The 16,685-nt window shown below is 47.4% G+C and carries 16 protein-coding genes (1 of these 16 running past the window's edge); 12 read left to right on the top strand and 4 right to left on the bottom strand.

Features of this window, described 5'->3' with window-relative positions; all coding sequences use genetic code 11:
• Positions 1-205 carry the 3' portion of an STM3941 family protein gene (locus tag EJL04_RS16830; RefSeq protein WP_420899302.1) on the top strand. Its footprint begins 35 nt before the window's first position, so the window shows 205 of its 240 coding nt (coding positions 36-240); the start codon falls outside the window, past its left edge; its stop codon occupies positions 203-205.
• A gap of 243 nt (positions 206-448) precedes the next feature.
• Here EJL04_RS16830 and EJL04_RS10275 read toward each other — a convergent pair whose 3' ends face one another.
• Complete coding sequence (locus EJL04_RS10275; RefSeq protein ID WP_021854252.1) at positions 449-1,618, bottom strand: sensor histidine kinase; 1,170 nt, start codon at positions 1,616-1,618, stop codon at positions 449-451.
• 285 nt (positions 1,619-1,903) lie between these two features.
• On the opposite strand from EJL04_RS10275, the gene EJL04_RS10270 reads away from it, so the two are divergent.
• From EJL04_RS10270 to EJL04_RS10240, 7 genes are all read left to right on the top strand, one after another.
• Positions 1,904-2,269 (top strand): BlaI/MecI/CopY family transcriptional regulator, encoded by a 366-nt coding sequence (locus tag EJL04_RS10270; RefSeq protein ID WP_021854251.1) that lies wholly within the window; start codon positions 1,904-1,906, stop codon positions 2,267-2,269.
• Positions 2,266-3,015, top strand: coding sequence for a TlpA family protein disulfide reductase (locus tag EJL04_RS10265; protein ID WP_125104868.1), 750 nt, complete (start codon positions 2,266-2,268; stop codon positions 3,013-3,015). The genes EJL04_RS10270 and EJL04_RS10265 overlap by 4 nt, the downstream gene beginning before the upstream one ends.
• 43 nt (positions 3,016-3,058) lie before the next feature.
• Positions 3,059-4,672, top strand: a complete 1,614-nt coding sequence (locus tag EJL04_RS10260; RefSeq protein WP_125104867.1) for a M56 family metallopeptidase — start codon at positions 3,059-3,061, stop codon at positions 4,670-4,672.
• Between the two features lie 716 nt (positions 4,673-5,388).
• A complete protein-coding gene (locus EJL04_RS10255) occupies positions 5,389-5,922 on the top strand; it encodes a YceD family protein (RefSeq protein ID WP_053399179.1) in 534 nt (177 codons plus the stop codon).
• Positions 5,923-5,928: 6 nt separating this feature from the next.
• Positions 5,929-6,114 carry a 50S ribosomal protein L32 gene (gene rpmF / locus EJL04_RS10250; RefSeq protein WP_021854246.1) on the top strand — a complete coding sequence of 62 codons (186 nt, stop codon included), beginning with the start codon at positions 5,929-5,931 and terminating at the stop codon, positions 6,112-6,114.
• Positions 6,114-7,130 (top strand): beta-ketoacyl-ACP synthase III, encoded by a 1,017-nt coding sequence (locus EJL04_RS10245; RefSeq protein ID WP_021854245.1) that lies wholly within the window; start codon positions 6,114-6,116, stop codon positions 7,128-7,130. Before rpmF ends, EJL04_RS10245 begins: the two co-directional genes overlap by 1 nt.
• A 308-nt stretch (positions 7,131-7,438) precedes the next feature.
• Positions 7,439-8,137 carry an SIMPL domain-containing protein gene (locus tag EJL04_RS10240; RefSeq protein ID WP_021854244.1) on the top strand — a complete coding sequence of 233 codons (699 nt, stop codon included), beginning with the start codon at positions 7,439-7,441 and terminating at the stop codon, positions 8,135-8,137.
• Between the two features lie 212 nt (positions 8,138-8,349).
• Here the strand turns inward: EJL04_RS10240 and EJL04_RS10235 are convergent, their stop codons facing one another.
• On the bottom strand, positions 8,350-8,853 hold the full coding sequence (locus EJL04_RS10235; RefSeq protein ID WP_125104866.1) for a hypothetical protein: 504 nt from the start codon (positions 8,851-8,853) through the stop codon (positions 8,350-8,352).
• A 293-nt stretch (positions 8,854-9,146) separates the two neighbouring features.
• On the opposite strand from EJL04_RS10235, the gene era reads away from it, so the two are divergent.
• The 4 genes from era to EJL04_RS10215 all read left to right on the top strand — a co-directional run bounded on the left by era (position 9,147) and on the right by EJL04_RS10215 (position 13,111).
• Positions 9,147-10,028: a GTPase Era gene (era, locus tag EJL04_RS10230; protein ID WP_021854241.1), complete on the top strand. Its 882-nt coding sequence runs from the start codon at positions 9,147-9,149 to the stop codon at positions 10,026-10,028.
• Between the two features lie 211 nt (positions 10,029-10,239).
• On the top strand, positions 10,240-11,553 hold the full coding sequence (gene der / locus EJL04_RS10225) for a ribosome biogenesis GTPase Der (RefSeq protein ID WP_021854240.1): 1,314 nt from the start codon (positions 10,240-10,242) through the stop codon (positions 11,551-11,553).
• A 44-nt stretch (positions 11,554-11,597) separates the two neighbouring features.
• On the top strand, positions 11,598-12,017 hold the full coding sequence (locus EJL04_RS10220; protein ID WP_125104865.1) for a hypothetical protein: 420 nt from the start codon (positions 11,598-11,600) through the stop codon (positions 12,015-12,017).
• Positions 12,018-12,145: 128 nt separating this feature from the next.
• Positions 12,146-13,111, top strand: coding sequence for a hypothetical protein (locus EJL04_RS10215; RefSeq protein WP_125104864.1), 966 nt, complete (start codon positions 12,146-12,148; stop codon positions 13,109-13,111).
• Between the two features lie 81 nt (positions 13,112-13,192).
• Here the strand turns inward: EJL04_RS10215 and EJL04_RS10210 are convergent, their stop codons facing one another.
• Together EJL04_RS10210 and EJL04_RS10205 are read right to left on the bottom strand one after the other, a co-directional pair.
• Positions 13,193-14,743: an ATP-binding protein gene (locus tag EJL04_RS10210; protein ID WP_053399191.1), complete on the bottom strand. Its 1,551-nt coding sequence runs from the start codon at positions 14,741-14,743 to the stop codon at positions 13,193-13,195.
• Positions 14,744-15,463: 720 nt separating this feature from the next.
• Positions 15,464-16,543: a linear amide C-N hydrolase gene (locus EJL04_RS10205; RefSeq protein WP_241210011.1), complete on the bottom strand. Its 1,080-nt coding sequence runs from the start codon at positions 16,541-16,543 to the stop codon at positions 15,464-15,466.
• Between the last annotated feature and the right edge of the window lie 142 nt (positions 16,544-16,685).

Genomic DNA, 16,685 nt, shown 5'->3' with positions numbered 1-16,685 from the left:
CATACCATATTTAATTATCTATGATGACAGGGTGGAGCATTACGTGCAATTTAAAGCAGGGTATAATACAATATATCTTGCAGATATAAAGAGTTTCAGACTAATTAAAATAAATAGTACCATGCAAATAGCCATTGACTACAAGGACGCATGTCTTTTGAAGAAAATGAAATCTAGAACCACTTCAGGTATAGTCAAAAAGTAGATGGCATTTAATTTCTATGTAACAGGAGCTATTGAAACTATATATGTCTCTAATCTTATAATGAAGGGAAATGATATTTGCCATCTGTAGAATGAACGCCTGAACGGACAGAAGATGTCTGGATGAAAGGCAATCTTGAACATAATGAGAAAGGACTTTTATTTTCGCCGGCTAATTGTGCATCGAAACGGGATATGTGGAACGGAACTATTGTTCCTTACCGAAATTGCTCTAAAAACGCTCTCATGCACGCTTTGTCAGTTCAATTCTGAATGTTGTGCCTTTGCCTATTTCTGAGTTTTTCACGAATATGCGGCCTTTATGATATTCCTCAACGATTCGTTTTGCCAACGACAGTCCCAGGCCCCAGCCGCGTTTTTTAGTTGTAAAGCCAGGTTTGAAAACATTTCTTATGTTCTTTTTCTTTATACCTTTGCCTGTGTCAGTAACTTCAATGATTACTCTCGATGCCGTTTCCTCGACGTGAAGCGTTATTGTGCCGCATCCTTCCATTGCATCTACAGCGTTTTTACACAAATTTTCGATTACCCATTCGAAGAGCGAACTGTTTATTCTTACTGTTATGTCGTTTTCGGGAAACTCTTTTATGAAGGTTACCTTTGACGAAGTACGCCGGTCCATGTAGTCGATTACATGAGTCATGACGTCCATGAGGCTTGAAGGAACAGGCTCCGGCAGTGAACCAATCTTTGAGAAACGCTCGGCTATAAGTTCAAGTCTCTTGACGTCTTTATCCATTTCGGGTATCAGCTCGTCGTCAGGATAATTCTCCTTTAATATCTCTGTCCATGCCATAAGGCTCGAAATAGGCGTGCCGAGCTGGTGGGCTGTTTCCTTGGACAGACCTACCCACACCTTGTTTTGCTCTGCCTTTTTGGATGTAAGCAGTGCGAATATCGCAACAACTACAAACAGCATGACAACTCCAAGCTGGATGTAAGGATATGTAGACAGGCGTTTCAGAATGACAGAATCGTCGTAGCACACGTTGATATAATCATTCTTAAGGCTGTCGTCGAGATAAATCCTGATGAATTTTCCTTCGTTAAGCAATTTTTCGCTTATGCTTCCGGCATTTTTCAGGCTGTCCTCATAATTTACGCCTTTAAGGTTGACGTTGCGGTAAATCTGCACGTTGCGTTTCGAGTCGGTAACAATTACCGGTATGGTGTTGTTTTCGTTGATGACCTTAAGGACAAGATTGAGATCAGTGTTTTCGTCTGCCTTGTTAAGCGAGCGCATGGCTTCAGCCCATACCTCCATCTTGTTGTGTTCTTCGTCGGCAAGCTTCTTTACAAGATTATTGGACACAATAAGAGAAGCAACGGCAATAATTATGGCCGCCAGCACGAGTATTATCTTCACCTGTCTTATTCGGTCTGTCCACTGCATACAGTTTTATAACGCCTTAAAAATAATAATATTGTTTGCGCGCGCATTAAAATGATGCCACAGGCTTCGCATCGGCATTGAGCATGCAGCATGATTCAGCTGAAAGAAAAGGATTGGGCGGAACGCATGTTTAAACTATTCTGCTTAGTTAAATAGACCGTTTACATTGTTAATAAACTAAGCTGTTTAGTTAAAAGTGCGTCCGTTTTAATTTTATTAACACGCATATTTTTGCATATAACTAATCTATTTAGTTACTTTGCGGTAAACAAAAAACAAATAGCTATGAAATCATTGACAAACAAAGAAGAAGAGATAATGAACCATTATTGGGACAAGGGCGAGATGCAGATACGCGAGCTGCAGGCTTTGTATGACGATCCGAAGCCGCATGTAAACACGCTTTCAACACTTGTGCATATACTGGAAGACAAAGGCTTCCTGTCGCACCGCAACCTGAAGACACGCACATATGCCTATTTCCCGAAGATATCGCGCGAAGGCTACAAGCGCGGTTCGCTTAATAACGTTGTCAACAAGTTCTTCGGCAAGTCGTATCTTGGAGTGGTGTCAACACTTGTGAGCGAAGAGAAAATATCGCTCGACGAGCTGAAAGACCTCATAAAAAAGGTTGAGGAGAACAAAAAATGAAGAAACTGCTGCTGACATTGTTGCTCGCCTTGTGTATTTCTGCAAGCTCTTTTGCCGACGGAAAACTGCCGAAACTTCTCATAGACGGCTGCTTCTTTAACGAAATGCCGTCGGATGTTGACGGAAAACAGGTTGGTGTAATAATCCTGTCGGACCAGGACGGCAACAAAATCATGGCGATAAAGGGCGTCAAGCTAAGTGACGAATCTAAGCGCTATGCCGTGAAGAAGGAAGATGTGCCCAACGCCGACTACTGGATTGAGCAGGCGCAGGTAAGAGAATCTATGGCAATGAAGATGGTTTACAACGTGCCGAAGAAGACCAGAGTTGCCGAAGGCGACACGATAGGGCAGTTCAGCGTGAAGGATGTAGACGGACGTGTGTGGGACAACGCATCAACCAAGGGCCGCGCGCTGGTGCTCAACTTCTGGTATACGGGCTGCGGACCGTGCATAAGAGAAATGCCCGAGATAAGCAAATGGAAAGGCGAGTGTCCTGATGTAAACTTCCTTGCCGTTACGTATAATTCGTTTGAAGAAATAAAAGACATCGTAGAACGGCAGAACTTCAGGTTCACGCAAGTTGCCGGCGACAGAACGCTTTGGGAGATGTTCATGGTGCAGCAGACGCCTACGACGGTGCTGATAGACAAGGACGGAGTGGTGCGCAAGCTGGTCATAGGAACCAACGGCCAGAAACGCCACGACATGTTTGAGGCTATAAAGGAAGTTTCGGCCGTGCGCTGAGACCGGTTTGAGGATAAAAATACGGATAAAAAACGATAATGCCATGGGAATGTTTTTCATATATTCGATAAAGGTGGCTATATGCCTGGCGGCTTTCTACCTGTTTTACAAACTGCTGCTCAGCCGCGACACGTTTCATGCGTTCAACCGCGCCACGCTGTTGCTGCTCATGCTGCTGTCGCTCGTGCTGCCGTTTGTGAACATATCTGTGGACGAGCCAACCGTGGCTTACGACGGAATGGTGCAGATAGAGCAACTGCTGGCCATGGGCGTTGTAGACGACGGCCCTGCGCCCTCGGGGCCGACGCTCATACAGGTGCTCTTCGCCATATATATAATAGGTGTGGCCTTGTTCCTTGTAGGCGAGATATGCTCGCTCGTAAGGCTGCATAGGCTTATCTCGGGAAAATACTCTGTTACAACCGCCGAAGGCATAAAGATAGTAGTGATTGATGATGACGTGGCGCCGTTCAGCTGGTTTAACAACATTGTGATAAGCAGGAGCGACTATGAAAGCGGACGCAGCGAAATACTAATACACGAAAAGGCACACATAGCACGCCGCCACTCGCTCGACATAATGCTGTGCAACATGCTGCTGATATTCCAGTGGTTTAATCCCGCCGCATGGCTGCTGCGCCGCGAGCTGCAGAACATACACGAGTATGAGGCCGACGAGGCCGTGATACAGAGCGGTGCCGACGCATCCGAATATCAGCTCCTTCTGATACGCAAGGCCGTGGGCGAGCGGCTATTCAGTATGGCAAACAATCTAAATCATAACTCACTAAAAAAACGAATAACTATGATGCTGATTAAAAAGTCTAACCCGTGGAACCGCGCCAAGATATTGCTTACCGTTCCCGTTGCGGCCGTTGCCGTAGTGGCTTTTGCCACGCCGAAGGCCGAAAGCTTGAGTAAGGAGATAGAGCACGACAGCAATGCTCTCGTAAATTCTGTTGTTAGAAGCATGCCGGGCACGGCCGAGCATCTGACCATGAGCACTGGCGAGGCCGGCGCCGCAGGCATGCCGGCTGAAGCCGCTGCGGCGGAGACTGCTGCCGCCGACAGCCTCAGGGGGCGTGTGGCCGGCGTTTCTGCAGGCAACTCAAAAGATGACGGCCGTGTGTTCGACGTTGTCGAGGAGCAGCCGCGCTATCCCGGCGGAACTAATGCCCTTATGGCATACCTGCGTGATAACATAAAATACCCTGCCGAAGCCGCCAAGGCCGGCATACAAGGCAAGGTGATAGTGCAGTTTGTTGTAGGCAAGGACGGCACCGTTAGAGATGTCAAGCCAATAAGAAACATCAGTCCGGAGCTCGACGCCGAGGCTGTCAGAGTGGTTGCCGCCATGCCAAAATGGGTGCCGGGCTATCAGCGCGGCGAGGCAGTAAACGTGCGTTACACCTTGCCAGTGAACTTCCGCATGGACGGCGGACCTGACAGCGAAAGCCAGAAAGCCGCCGGCAGCAATATTGCCTTTAGCGATGATGTTTATTATGTCGTAGACGGTGTGCACGTCAGTACCGCCGAGCTGAAAAAGATAAGCGCAGATAAAATAAATAGCATAGAGGTGTTTAAAGGCGAGTCTGCCGTTGAAAAATTTGGCGAACAGGCCAAGAACGGCGCCATTGTGGTAAGCACCAAGAAATAAGATGAAGATGCATCGGCCGCCCGGGCATGTTCCGGCCGGCATCGCTAAGATATACTTTTGTTGCCTCACGCCACAGGCTCATAACGGCGTGCAGAGCCAACAGACAGGGCGATGGATGCCTGCTGGTTTTCAAAAGGTGGCCTTTTGCGTTGCGAAAGGCCACCTTTCAGCATGTAAAAGACCATGTTTTAGAGCGTAAAAGACGGCCTTTTGCAACACATTGATACACAATGCGTTACACGGACGACTGAAACAGCCTGCCAAATGGTAGCCGGGGCACCGTAAAGGGGCGCATGCCCGGTGTGAAATTTATAAATGCCGGAGCCGTATTAAGTGCCTTCAGTGTGCACCGTGAGCCATAAGCCGTGCCGCGCAACCTATGTGCCGTTTAGGCGTTTGGTATATGTCCGCCATGCCTGCGCAGCCATATTTTAAGGCATATGCACGCACCGGCAGTAGGCATTTGCGGCATATAATTATGCGGCACGTGCCATTTGTCAATACTTTTAACATGCTCCTAAACAGCAGATAAATGCTGCAACATGGTGAAACAATGCCACTTTAGTCTATAAATACATGAAATTTTCGGCATTTGTAATACAAGAATAAAAAATAATTTGTAACTTTGCAGCCCAAAGGCGATGCGTGTGGAAGAAGCACCCGGGGTGCTGCTGTAATTCCGTGCGCATGAAGTCATTTATTTTATTCATCAAAAAATGTGCAGTTTAGAGTCTTTTAAAATTGATTTGAAAGGTCTTAAGGAGGGCGAAACCATCTTTAAGTACGACCTCGACAATGCTTATTTTGAGGCTGTAGACGGTCCTGAGGTAAGGAGCGGAGCGGTAGAGGTGGAGCTGAGAGTTCAGCGCACGTCAGAGTATTTCGAGCTCAACTTCCACTCAGAAGGCACAGTCAATGTTCCGTGCGACATCTGTCTCGACGACATGGAGCAGCCCGTAAGCTCTGACAACAGGCTGACGGTTAAGTTTGGAGAAGAATATTCAGAAGACGACGACCTCATAACGGTAGAGCGCGACGAAGGCCGGCTCGACGTTTCATGGTTTATATACGAGTTCATAGCCCTCAGCATACCCATTAAGCATGTGCATGCACCTGGAAAATGCAACCCTGCGATGATAAAAGCTCTCGAAGAGCATTCAGCTGCCCGAAGCAGTGATGGCGATGAGGAGAAGCCCGTGGACCCGCGTTGGAGTGAATTAGAAAAATTAAAAACAATAATTAAAGATTAAAAGAAAATGGCACATCCTAAAAGAAGACAGTCAAAGACACGTACACTTAAAAGAAGAACTCATGACAAGGCTGTAGCTCCTACACTGGCAGTATGCCCTAACTGCGGCGCTTATCATATTTATCACACAGTTTGCCCGACATGCGGTTACTACAGAGGTAAGATCGCTATTGTAAAGGAAACAGCTGAATAATGGAGAAAATAAACGCAATAATCACAGGAATCGGCGGTTACGTTCCTGACTATGTCCTCAACAATGAGGAACTGTCAAGAATGGTAGACACCAACGATGAGTGGATTATGACGCGTGTCGGCATCAAGGAGCGCCGCATCCTCACCGAGGAAGGCCTCGGCACGTCATACATGGCGCGCAAGGCTGCAAAGCAGCTCCTTAAGAAAACGGGCGTCGACCCCGATACCATCGATGCTGTCATCGTTTCCACCTCGACAGCCGATTATGCTTTTCCGTCAACAGCATCTATCGTTATAGGCAAGCTGGGACTGAAAAACGCGTTTGCTTTCGACTTTTGGGCTGCTTGTTGCGGCTTCCTCTATTCGTTCGACGTGGCAACGTCGATGATACAGAGCGGACGCTACAAGAGGATAATAGTAATCGGAGCCGACAAGATGTCGTCAGTTGTCGACTATAAAGACCGCAGCACATGCCCTCTCTTCGGCGACGGTGCGGCAGCGGTTCTCGTAGAAGGCACAACTGAGCAGAACATCGGTGCGATGGACTCTTACTTCCGTGCCGACGGAAAGGGACTTCCCTTCCTCCATCTTAAGGCCGGCGGTTCGGTATGTCCTCCGTCACACTTCACGGTCGACCACCGTCTGCATTACCTCTATCAGGAGGGACGCACAGTGTTCCGCTATGCCGTTACAAGCATGAGCGACGACTGCGCACTTATTGCAGAGCGCAACAACCTCAACAAGGACAACATCCGCTTTGTGGTTCCTCATCAGGCCAACATCCGCATCATCGAGGCTGTGGCCAAGCGTCTTGAGCTGCCCATGGAGCAGGTTATGGTCAACATTGAGCACTTCGGTAACACCAGTGCGGCTACTATTCCGCTCGCAATCTGGGAGAACGAGCATCTGCTCAAGAAGGGCGACAACCTCATCATGACGGCATTCGGCGCCGGATTCGTTCACGGAGCTTCTTACTACAAGTGGGCTTACGACGGATCAGACTTTGTCGGAAAATAGACAGAAAGATAATATCAGATAGAAAGACGACGCATCTGCCCTTATATGGCAGGTGCGTTTCTTTTTTTGTGCCATGCCCGTGCGCGGCGTCATTCAGTGGCGTGCGCACGGGCATGGCTTGTCCTGAGGCATAGATGTCGTGCGTGCCGTCAATATTCTTTCATATTGAATGTTTTTACTCCGAAGTTTCGTAAATATTGTTGCCGGTATGGTCCGAAAGGTTAACATAAGGTAAAAAGTGGCCCGCAGAGAGCAACATGTCGAAAAACTTCGTACATTTATGGCGTAAATCTTAACATTTATAGGCTATGAACAGAATATGGGAATCAGCAATCATTGCGGCAGGCATCGTTATATTGGGCCTCTGCATCAAGTCGGGTTTCGACAATTTTACCAACAAAGACCGCAAGGTTACAGTGAAGGGACTTGCCGAGAAGGAGGTGGCGGCCGACAAGGTTACATGGCCGATACTTACAAAGGAGCTGGGCGACAACCTGCCGGAGCTATACACGCGCATAAACGCTACCACGGCCAAGGTGAAGAGCTTTCTGACGCAGAACGGCATCAAGGAGAGCGAAATCAGCGTCAACGCCCCCGTGGTGATCGACCTTAATGCCGACCAGTACAGCATGGCAAAGCGCAACTACCGTTACAACATAACGTCAACGGTTACCGTTACGTCGCGCAACGTGAAGCTCGTAAGAAGCATCATTGCGCGTCAGGGCGAACTGCTTAAGCAGGGCGTGGCCGTTGTCGACGGCGGATATGGCAGCGGAGTGTCTTATGAGTATGTCTCGTTCCAGCAGATGAAGCCTAAGATGATGCAGGAGGCTATAAAGAACGCAGAGCAGACGGCGGCACAGTTTGCCGAAAACAGCAACAGCAAACTCGACAAGATTATGACTGCCGACCAGGGACAGTTCTCTATAGACGATCGCGACAGCAACACGCCTTACATAAAGAAGGTGCGTGTGGTTACCACGGTTACGTATTCGCTGAAGGATTAGCGCGGGGCGATGCGCCGGTGTTTAAGTCATTAGGGCGTTGCAGTCAGATGCGTTGTGCATGCCGTGGATGTAATTTCGCCGTATGGCTTAAACAGTGAGATCGTATGAGAAATGTGATTTTAATTTAGGTTCTTGTAGCCTAAAAAATTGAGTTGGTTTAAATAAACAAAAGACTTCGCCGGACATCAGCCTGCGAAGTCTTTTTTATTTCGTCAGAAGCTCGGCTCTGCTTTTCCTCGCTTCATTTTGTCGAAATAGAACACGTCTGCATGAAGTTCGTTTGCATCGGCATGGTAGAAATGGCCGAATCTTCCGTTTGCGCAGTTGTTGCCATAGTATATTTCTATTTCGATATATGGTGTCAGATTTCCGTTTTCTTCTGTGCAGTACAATTTCCAGTCTCCTTTGGTCGTATCGTTTTTCAGTATTCGCCAATCAGTGTAGGTGTCTTTACCGTTGATTTTTACAATTTCTCTTGTTACAATCTTTGTTATATGTACGTTCTTTCTGTCTTTTCCGAGATAGATATATTCGTAAATTTTTCCTGTACTGTCAGACACCTCGTTATACCATTCGCCACAAGTGATGTCGAAATACCTTTCGTTAAGCTCTTTAGTTGCTTTGTTCGCTTCGGTTACGATGAGGTGTGGTTCAGCTCCATCGCATGAACAAAGGCCGATGGCCACAATAAGAAAGATGAAAAAATTCTTGACCATAATAATATTTTTTAGTTTAATTTACTATTGTTATAACGTGCCTTCCGTTACTTTATTGTGTTATCGAATATATTGACATGCGGATTGCTTAACGTCCTGATAATGTGGTGATTAATGCAGGCTTCGGACGCTTTTTCCTGTTGGCGTATGGCAACGTGTTCCAAGTGTCAGTTTAACATCTTTTATCTTGATTTCTTGCCACATGCAACCTGCTTAGTTGGTTGTGCTGAAAATTTTTCGTATATTTGCAGACTTAGATTATAATCTTTTATTCAAGCAAAATAAAAATACAGATGCACAAGGCAGGATTTGTAAACATTGTAGGTAATCCTAACGTGGGCAAGTCGACGCTGATGAATCAGCTTGTAGGCGAGCGCATAAGCATTGCCACATTCAAGGCGCAGACCACGCGCCACCGTATAATGGGCATCGTCAACACGGACGACATGCAGATTGTGTTCTCCGACACCCCGGGAGTGCTCAAGCCAAACTATAAGCTGCAGGAGTCGATGTTGGCTTTCTCTGAGTCGGCACTTAAAGACGCCGACGTGCTGCTCTATGTAACCGACGTGGTGGAGAACCCCGAAAAGAACATGGACTTCCTTGAGAAGGTGCGCAAGATGACTATTCCGGTGCTCCTGCTTATCAACAAGATTGACGAGAGCGACCAGCAGAAGCTCGGCGACCTGGTTGAGCTGTGGCATAAGCTGCTGCCCGAGGCTGAGATTCTGCCCATATCGGCAAAGAATAAGTTTGGCATCGACATGCTGTTGAAGCGCATTAAGGAGCTGCTGCCCGACTCTCCGCCTTATTTCGACAAAGACCAGCTCACCGACAAACCGGCACGTTTCTTTGTGAGCGAAATAATACGCGAGAAGATTCTGCTCTATTACGACAAGGAGATACCTTACTCTGTTGAGGTCAGCGTGCAGTCGTTCAAGGAAGACGAGCGCCACATACACATACGTGCGGTAATATATGTTGAGCGCGACTCGCAGAAAGGCATTATCATCGGACATCAGGGCGTGGCCCTGAAGAAGATGAGCACCGAGGCACGCAAGACTCTTGAGAAGTTCTTCGGCAAGAGCATCTACCTCGAGATGTTCGTCAAGGTTGACAAAGACTGGCGCAGTTCCAAGAAAGAACTCGACAACTTTGGCTACAATCCGGAGTAATCACGTATTGTTGTTTTCGGCTTCTTGACATGCTCCAATATGGCATTCCTGATGCTTTGAATAAACAGATAAAGAGTGAAGCTATAATAAATATAAACCAGAGGGAGATGTGTTGGCCTCCGTTTCGGCCGTCGTGCGGCAGGACTCAGCGTCCGGCATGCGTATCAAGGATGAATCCCGGCAGGCTTGATCTCTCTAAAACAAATGACAAATGGCAAATTTAGTAGCAATAGTAGGACGCCCTAATGTAGGTAAGTCTACGCTTTTTAACCGACTCACAAAGTCGCGTCGTGCTATAGTCAGCGACACCGCCGGCACCACACGCGACCGTCAGTACGGCAAGTGCGAGTGGAACGGAAAGGAGTTTTCCGTTGTCGACACCGGAGGATGGGTGGTAAAGTCGGATGACATCTTTGAAGAAGAAATACGCAAGCAGGTGATTATAGCCACCGAAGAGGCCGACCTGGTGCTCTTCCTTGTTGACGTTACAACCGGTCTGACCGACTGGGACGAGGACGTGGCTGCCATCCTGCGCCGTACAAAGCTGCCGGTTATCGTGGTGGTCAATAAGGTTGACAACAACGACCTGCAGTATAGTGCTGCCGAGTTCTATAAGCTCGGACTTGGCGATCCGCAGTGCATAAGCAGCGCCACGGGCAGCGGCACGGGCGATTTGCTCGACCTCATGCTTACAAAGTTCAAGAGCGACAGCGGCGAACTGCTCGAAGACGGCATTCCTCGCTTTGCCGTTGTCGGCCGTCCTAACGCCGGCAAGAGCAGCATCATCAATGCCTTTATAGGTGAAGACCGCAACATTGTAACCGAGATAGCCGGCACTACGCGCGACAGTATCTATACGCGTTACGACAAGTTCGGCTTCGATTTCTACCTTGTCGACACTGCCGGAATACGTCGTAAGAACAAGGTTACTGAAGATCTTGAGTTCTACAGCGTGATGCGTTCTATCCGCGCCATCGAAAACTCGGACGTCTGCATACTTATGATCGACGCTACACGAGGCATCGAGGCACAGGACATGAACATCTTCCAGCTTATACAGAAGAACAACAAGTCGCTCGTGGTTGTGGTGAACAAGTGGGATTTGGTAGAGAACAAGGACCAGAAGGTTATCGACACCTTCGTTACTGCCATACGCAACCGCATGGCTCCGTTTACCGACTTCCCCATAATCTTTGCCTCGGCACTTACAAAGCAGCGCATATTCAAGGTGCTCGAAACAGCCAAGCAGGTTTATCTCAACCGCAAGGCCAAGATCGGAACCACCAAGCTCAACGAGGTTATGCTGCCGCTGATTGAGGCTTATCCGCCACCATCGATAAAGGGCAAGTATATCAAGATAAAGTATTGCTCGCAGTTGCCCAACACGCAGATACCTTCGTTCGTGTTCTACGCCAATCTGCCGCAATACATCAAGGAGCCTTACAGACGTTTCCTCGAGAACAAGATTCGCGAGAACTGGACTCTCACGGGCTCACCGATAAACATCTTTATCAGGCAAAAATAACTTGTGGCGCGTTGGCCATGTTTTATAGATGCTAATATAATTAAATGAGAAAAATATTTTTCGTCATATTCACTTTTTGCGTTTTTATGTTCTTTGCGTGCAGCGAAGAACATAAAAACGATATCGCTGCAGCCAAGGCCGCAAAGGAGTATTACGACTCGCTGCTGGCCGGAAATTATGCATATTTTGTTCGCGGCATGTATCTTGCCGACACCATCCCCGACGGTTATCGCGAAGAGCTCGAGGCCAATGCCAAGATGTTTGTGGAACGTGTCAAAGAGGAGCATCACGGCATACGTGAAGTCAGGATAATGAACTGTGTCAACGACACAATCCATATTGAAAAGACAGACAAGTCTGTCCATGCATCCGAAGCCTTCCTTGTGTTCTGTTTCGGCGACAGCCTTAACGAGGAAGTTGTCGTACCAATGGTTTTCCATAAGAACCGTTGGCTTATGCGATAAGGCATTTTAGCCATTTCTTGGCTAAGTCCTTGGCCCTGTCTGTGGGCTGTACGTTGTGTTGTCGGTTGCGGATGCAGCAGCTTGTCAAAAGTTGAACAGCCGTCATGGTAATTAAATTATTTTGCGGTATGGAATTTAATATCAGTCAGTTTGTCCGCAGAAGAACAATGGCCCTTGTATGCCTGTTGTCCTTCGTCTTTACGGTCTTTGCCCAAGAGCCTTTCGGCAGTTCTAAAATCAACGACGGCGGCAATGACATTACTGATTCCGTGCCGTCAGCATTTCAGGATAAGCTTATGCATGATGCCTATTCGCCGGAGTTTTCGGTGCCTTTGCCCGAAAGCCGTTTTACGAATAGCACATTCAGCAGGATGATGTCGTCGGTTCAGCCTCCCAAACCAAAGTTTCATGTTGACAGTATAGAGCGCATAATGCTTTACGGCATGCCCGAACCGAAGTTTACTGCATCGCCTTATGCCTACGACTTCAGCCGCAGCGGTGTCGTCACTTCATGGAAGAACGGCTATCTTATTGGTTCCGGCTCGCGCACCATCATGCCTGTTCTGATGTCTAACCAGAACGTGTCGTTCAGCGCTGTGCAGAATGTCGGCAACTTCACCTTTGCCGGAGGAGTTTCAGCCGACCGCTATTCTATGTGGCGCAACATGAACACCATGTTTGGCTTCAGGGGCTCTGTTACCTATAACTTCAACGAAAACGTCTCGGCCACTATATTTGGCCGTTATTATACCGGGCAGTCGTACTACACGATGGGAGCCATGCCTTATATGAGTTCGAGCGGTTACGGAGGTTTCTTGAGCTTAATGGGCGAAACGTTCGGCATGGATGTGGGTGTTGAGCGATATTATGACTCGTTTGCCGGCCGTTGGGTTACGTCGCCGATAATAACGCCTAAGATAAAATTCAGCGAAAAGTTTACGCTTGAACTGCCTGTGGGCTGGCTGGTAAAAGAAGTACTTGATGAGGCTGTGTTTAAGAACAACAAGAAGCAAGGGCCGATGATTATGCCTGAGTTTACGCCGATGCCCGGACCGATACCTTTCGGACCGCCGGAAATCAATTATCAAAGATAATAAGAAACGTTTACATACTGTAATATTACTGTTTGCGCATTCAGTAATATTGCCGGTATGTCCTGTTTGTCGAGGATAGTGCTATTCCACTATCCACCTTTCTATATTCCTTGTCTCGCGGCTGAAGTTTACGCCAATCTTGTACAGCTTTCTCGGGTCTGATGCAAACGGGGCAGCATATTGTTTCTCGTTGATTTGCTTTATGGCCTCTTCCGCAGTGCCTTCAAGCTTAAACTCCATGACGTAGATATATTCCTTTGTTTTTACCACCATGTCTATTCTTCCCTGCGACGTGTGGTATTCGGCTTCGGTATAAAAGCCCAGTAGGCTGAACATTATGTAGAGCACGTTCTGATAGTGAAGTTCCTGCTGACGTGCCAGTTCGTAGGGCGTGCCGGCCATGAAGCTTTGCAGGCGCGCCATAAAGTCGTCAATCTTTCCGGCTCTAACCTCCTTTACAAAGTTCATTATCTGAAAAGCCGACTCATGTTCGTTTATGTTGACATAGCTCGGCATGAGAAAGTTGATAAACCCGTGTTCAACTTCCTCGTTGGGAAATCCAAGTGTATATGTCTTAAACTCCTTGTCGTAGTCTTTTATTGTCAGATATCCTGTCTGGAAGAACATAGGCACAGGATTGTTCTCCGTGTTCTCCATTCCGTTGAGCTCATAAGACGAAGCCTGCACGCCTTCCGTAAGATTGCTCAGACGATAGTCGTTCTGCTTCAGCATCTTTACGAGCAGGGTAGGGGTTCCTGTGGCAAACCAGTAGTTGTCGAGTTCCATCCTATAGAATGTGTTCAGCAGGCTGAACGGATTGTACATGCCTTCGCCGTTTTCGGTGAAATGATATCCGTCATAAAGTTTTTTCAGCCGGTTGCAAGTTTCGTCGAACGATATGTTCATCTTTTCGGCCAGTTGCCTGATGTCAGGTTCAAAGTTGCCCTTCAGTTCCTTTTCGGTTATTCCGCATAAGGCAGAATAATTGTCGTCCATTGTTATGTCGTTCAGGTTGTTCAGGTCGCTGAATATGCTTACCCTGCTGAATCTGGTTACGCCTGTAAGAATGGCAAACTTGATATATCCGTCGCACGATTTCAGGTTGCCGTAGAATGCTTTAAGCGTGTTGCGGTATTCATCTTGCAGCTTTTCGTTTCCGATGGCCTGTATCAGTGGCTTGTCATATTCGTCTATGAGTATTGCCACGTTCTGTCCGGTCTGTTTTGCCGCATTTCTTATTATGGCAGAAAAGCGTAGTGAGGCAGATTTCTCAGATGTCTCGCACCCATACATCTTTTCCCATTTTGCAAGATAGCTGTTGAGCATATCTTCAAGGTCCTGTCGTGATTTGTATTCCTGACCATTCAGGTCGATGTGCAGCACAGGTCTCACAGTCCATTCTTTTTCCAGCTTTTCAACGTCGAGTCCCTTGAATAGTTCACGTTTTCCCTGGAAATAAGCCTCCAGAGTAGAAATCATCAGACTTTTTCCGAAGCGTCGCGGGCGGCCGAGAAAATAATATTTGCCTGTGCGTACAAGGCGATGTATCAGTGCCGTCTTGTCTACATATATATACCCGTTGCGTCTCAGGTCTTCAAAGTTTTGTATGCCTATCGGATAAAGTCTTTCCATTTCTCTCTTCATTTTTGTTACGTCATGCGGCATCCGTCTGTAACGTGTTGCCTTCATGCCTTATGCAAAGATAGTGAAAGGCGAGTGAAAAGTCAAAAGAAAAACAATGTTTTTTGTTTTGACAGTTCCGAGCCGCCTCCTATATTCTTTGAATTATATGATGAAAAAGTATGATTTTTATAAATACCCGGTAAAAAAGTATGTAAGTATTTGCGGACTTTAATCAGATTTTGTGGAATTATATTTACAATGAGTTGAAAAGCGTCCGAAAATCGTAACTTTTAATCGGTTTTATGTTTTAGATGGTAATTTGCACTGTGTTTTAACGCCTGTTTATTAAGATAATCACACTGTTTTGATTTTAAACTGTTAGTGGCCTGTTTACGACTCGTAAATGGGCCACTTTTTATGCAAAAACGGCCCACTTTTTATCCGTAAACCATAGGGTAATTTTGTCTGAATCGCAGGGTTTAATTTTCAGATGGGCGAGGGCATGGCAGAACATCTCTATATGCATGGCTGCTGTGTGTAGCCTTTGCACCAGTCAGTCGTTGAGTGCCGGCTTCGTCTGTATGCTTGTTATAGCATGAATCATGTTTTCTGCCGAATAAAATAAGCGGACAAAGGCAAAACATTATTGCCTTTGTCCGCTTGTCTGGTTATTGCATGTTGCAGGTGCAGACTGAACGTATGTGGATAACTTCCTGCTCCTCAATATTCTTACTTTACCTTGACCGTCGTTATGGGCTGATTCTTTGTAGCGTCGAGCAGTACGGCCTGATATTTCACCTTGTCGAATTTTATTGTCTTCAGGTCAAACTTCCTTATGGCGCTGTTGTGCATCGTGCGGTAGTATATCGCCAAGTTCTTCATGTCCGTGGCCGATGTCCATTGCGTTGCGCTTGGAATGTCAGCTGGAGTCTCGCCGTCGGCAAACTCAATGCCTACGGGTATGTCGAAGTTGTTGAGTATCTGGAAACACTGCAGCACGGTTTCTTCGGCAGTCTGTTTTTTCGGAGCCGTTGCCTGATAGAACGCCGCGCGCACAAAGCGTGAAGGCGGAGTTACGTCGCCCGGTATGCCTAAGAATCCGCTGCCGGCGCCAAACGACGTGAGGGCTGTGCCGTCGAGTGTCTTTGCCTGTGCCGTGCCGGGATAGAGGTTTACGTAGTTGTTCAGATTGGTCATCTGCCATTCAAAGCCAGGCGAGTTGGTCAGCACGCCCAGTTTGTTTTCAAACACGTTCACCTTGCCTTCGGTTATCTCTATCACTATCTGACGGCCCGACGGCTCGGTTATGCGCCAGTGAACTGTTGAGGCTCTCGGGTCTATTGCCACCACATGAACGTCTTTCATTCCTTCAATTACCTCGTCTACGGTGCTGAAGTTGCCCAGAATCCATGCCACCAGCTGCAAATCGGCTATGCTCGACTGGCGGTTGGCTTCGCTGTAAGCCTCATACTGTCCGTATCTCGGAAAGTAGAACAGACCGGCCGACAGTCCTTTCTCGTTAAGGCCTTCAGCCACAAATTCCTCCTGCTCAACGGCCAGGCCTACATATCCGTATTTGGCTGTAAACTGCAGTCCGTTCTTCTGTCCGCCCGGTATATACGACTGCTGCGTATATCCTCTCGGCACGATTACATACTTGCTGTTAAGGTCGCTTCCGCCCCATTCGATAGTTCTTGCCGGGATGCTTGTTCCGTCGGCAGTCTTCAGTGTTATGCCTGTGCAGGCTTCTGCCTGCTGTGTGCTTGTTGCCATCAGGGCCGCTGCGGCCATTACGGCTAATAGTTTCATTCTCATAATCTCTTTGTTTTTTGTTGATTATTGTTTCTTTCAGGCAGCTGCCCGGCCCCTTTTTCTTATGCCGGCCTTTCCTTTGTTTTTGCCGTAGGAGGCTCTTGTCTGCCATTATCCAAAGATACAGAATAGTTTTGAC

Source organism: Prevotella marseillensis (genome assembly GCF_900625065.1).
GTDB classification, from domain to species: Bacteria; Bacteroidota; Bacteroidia; order Bacteroidales; family Bacteroidaceae; genus Prevotella; species Prevotella rara.
The sequence above is the reverse complement of the archived record's forward strand: the minus strand, read 5'-3'. Positions and strand labels throughout refer to the sequence as shown.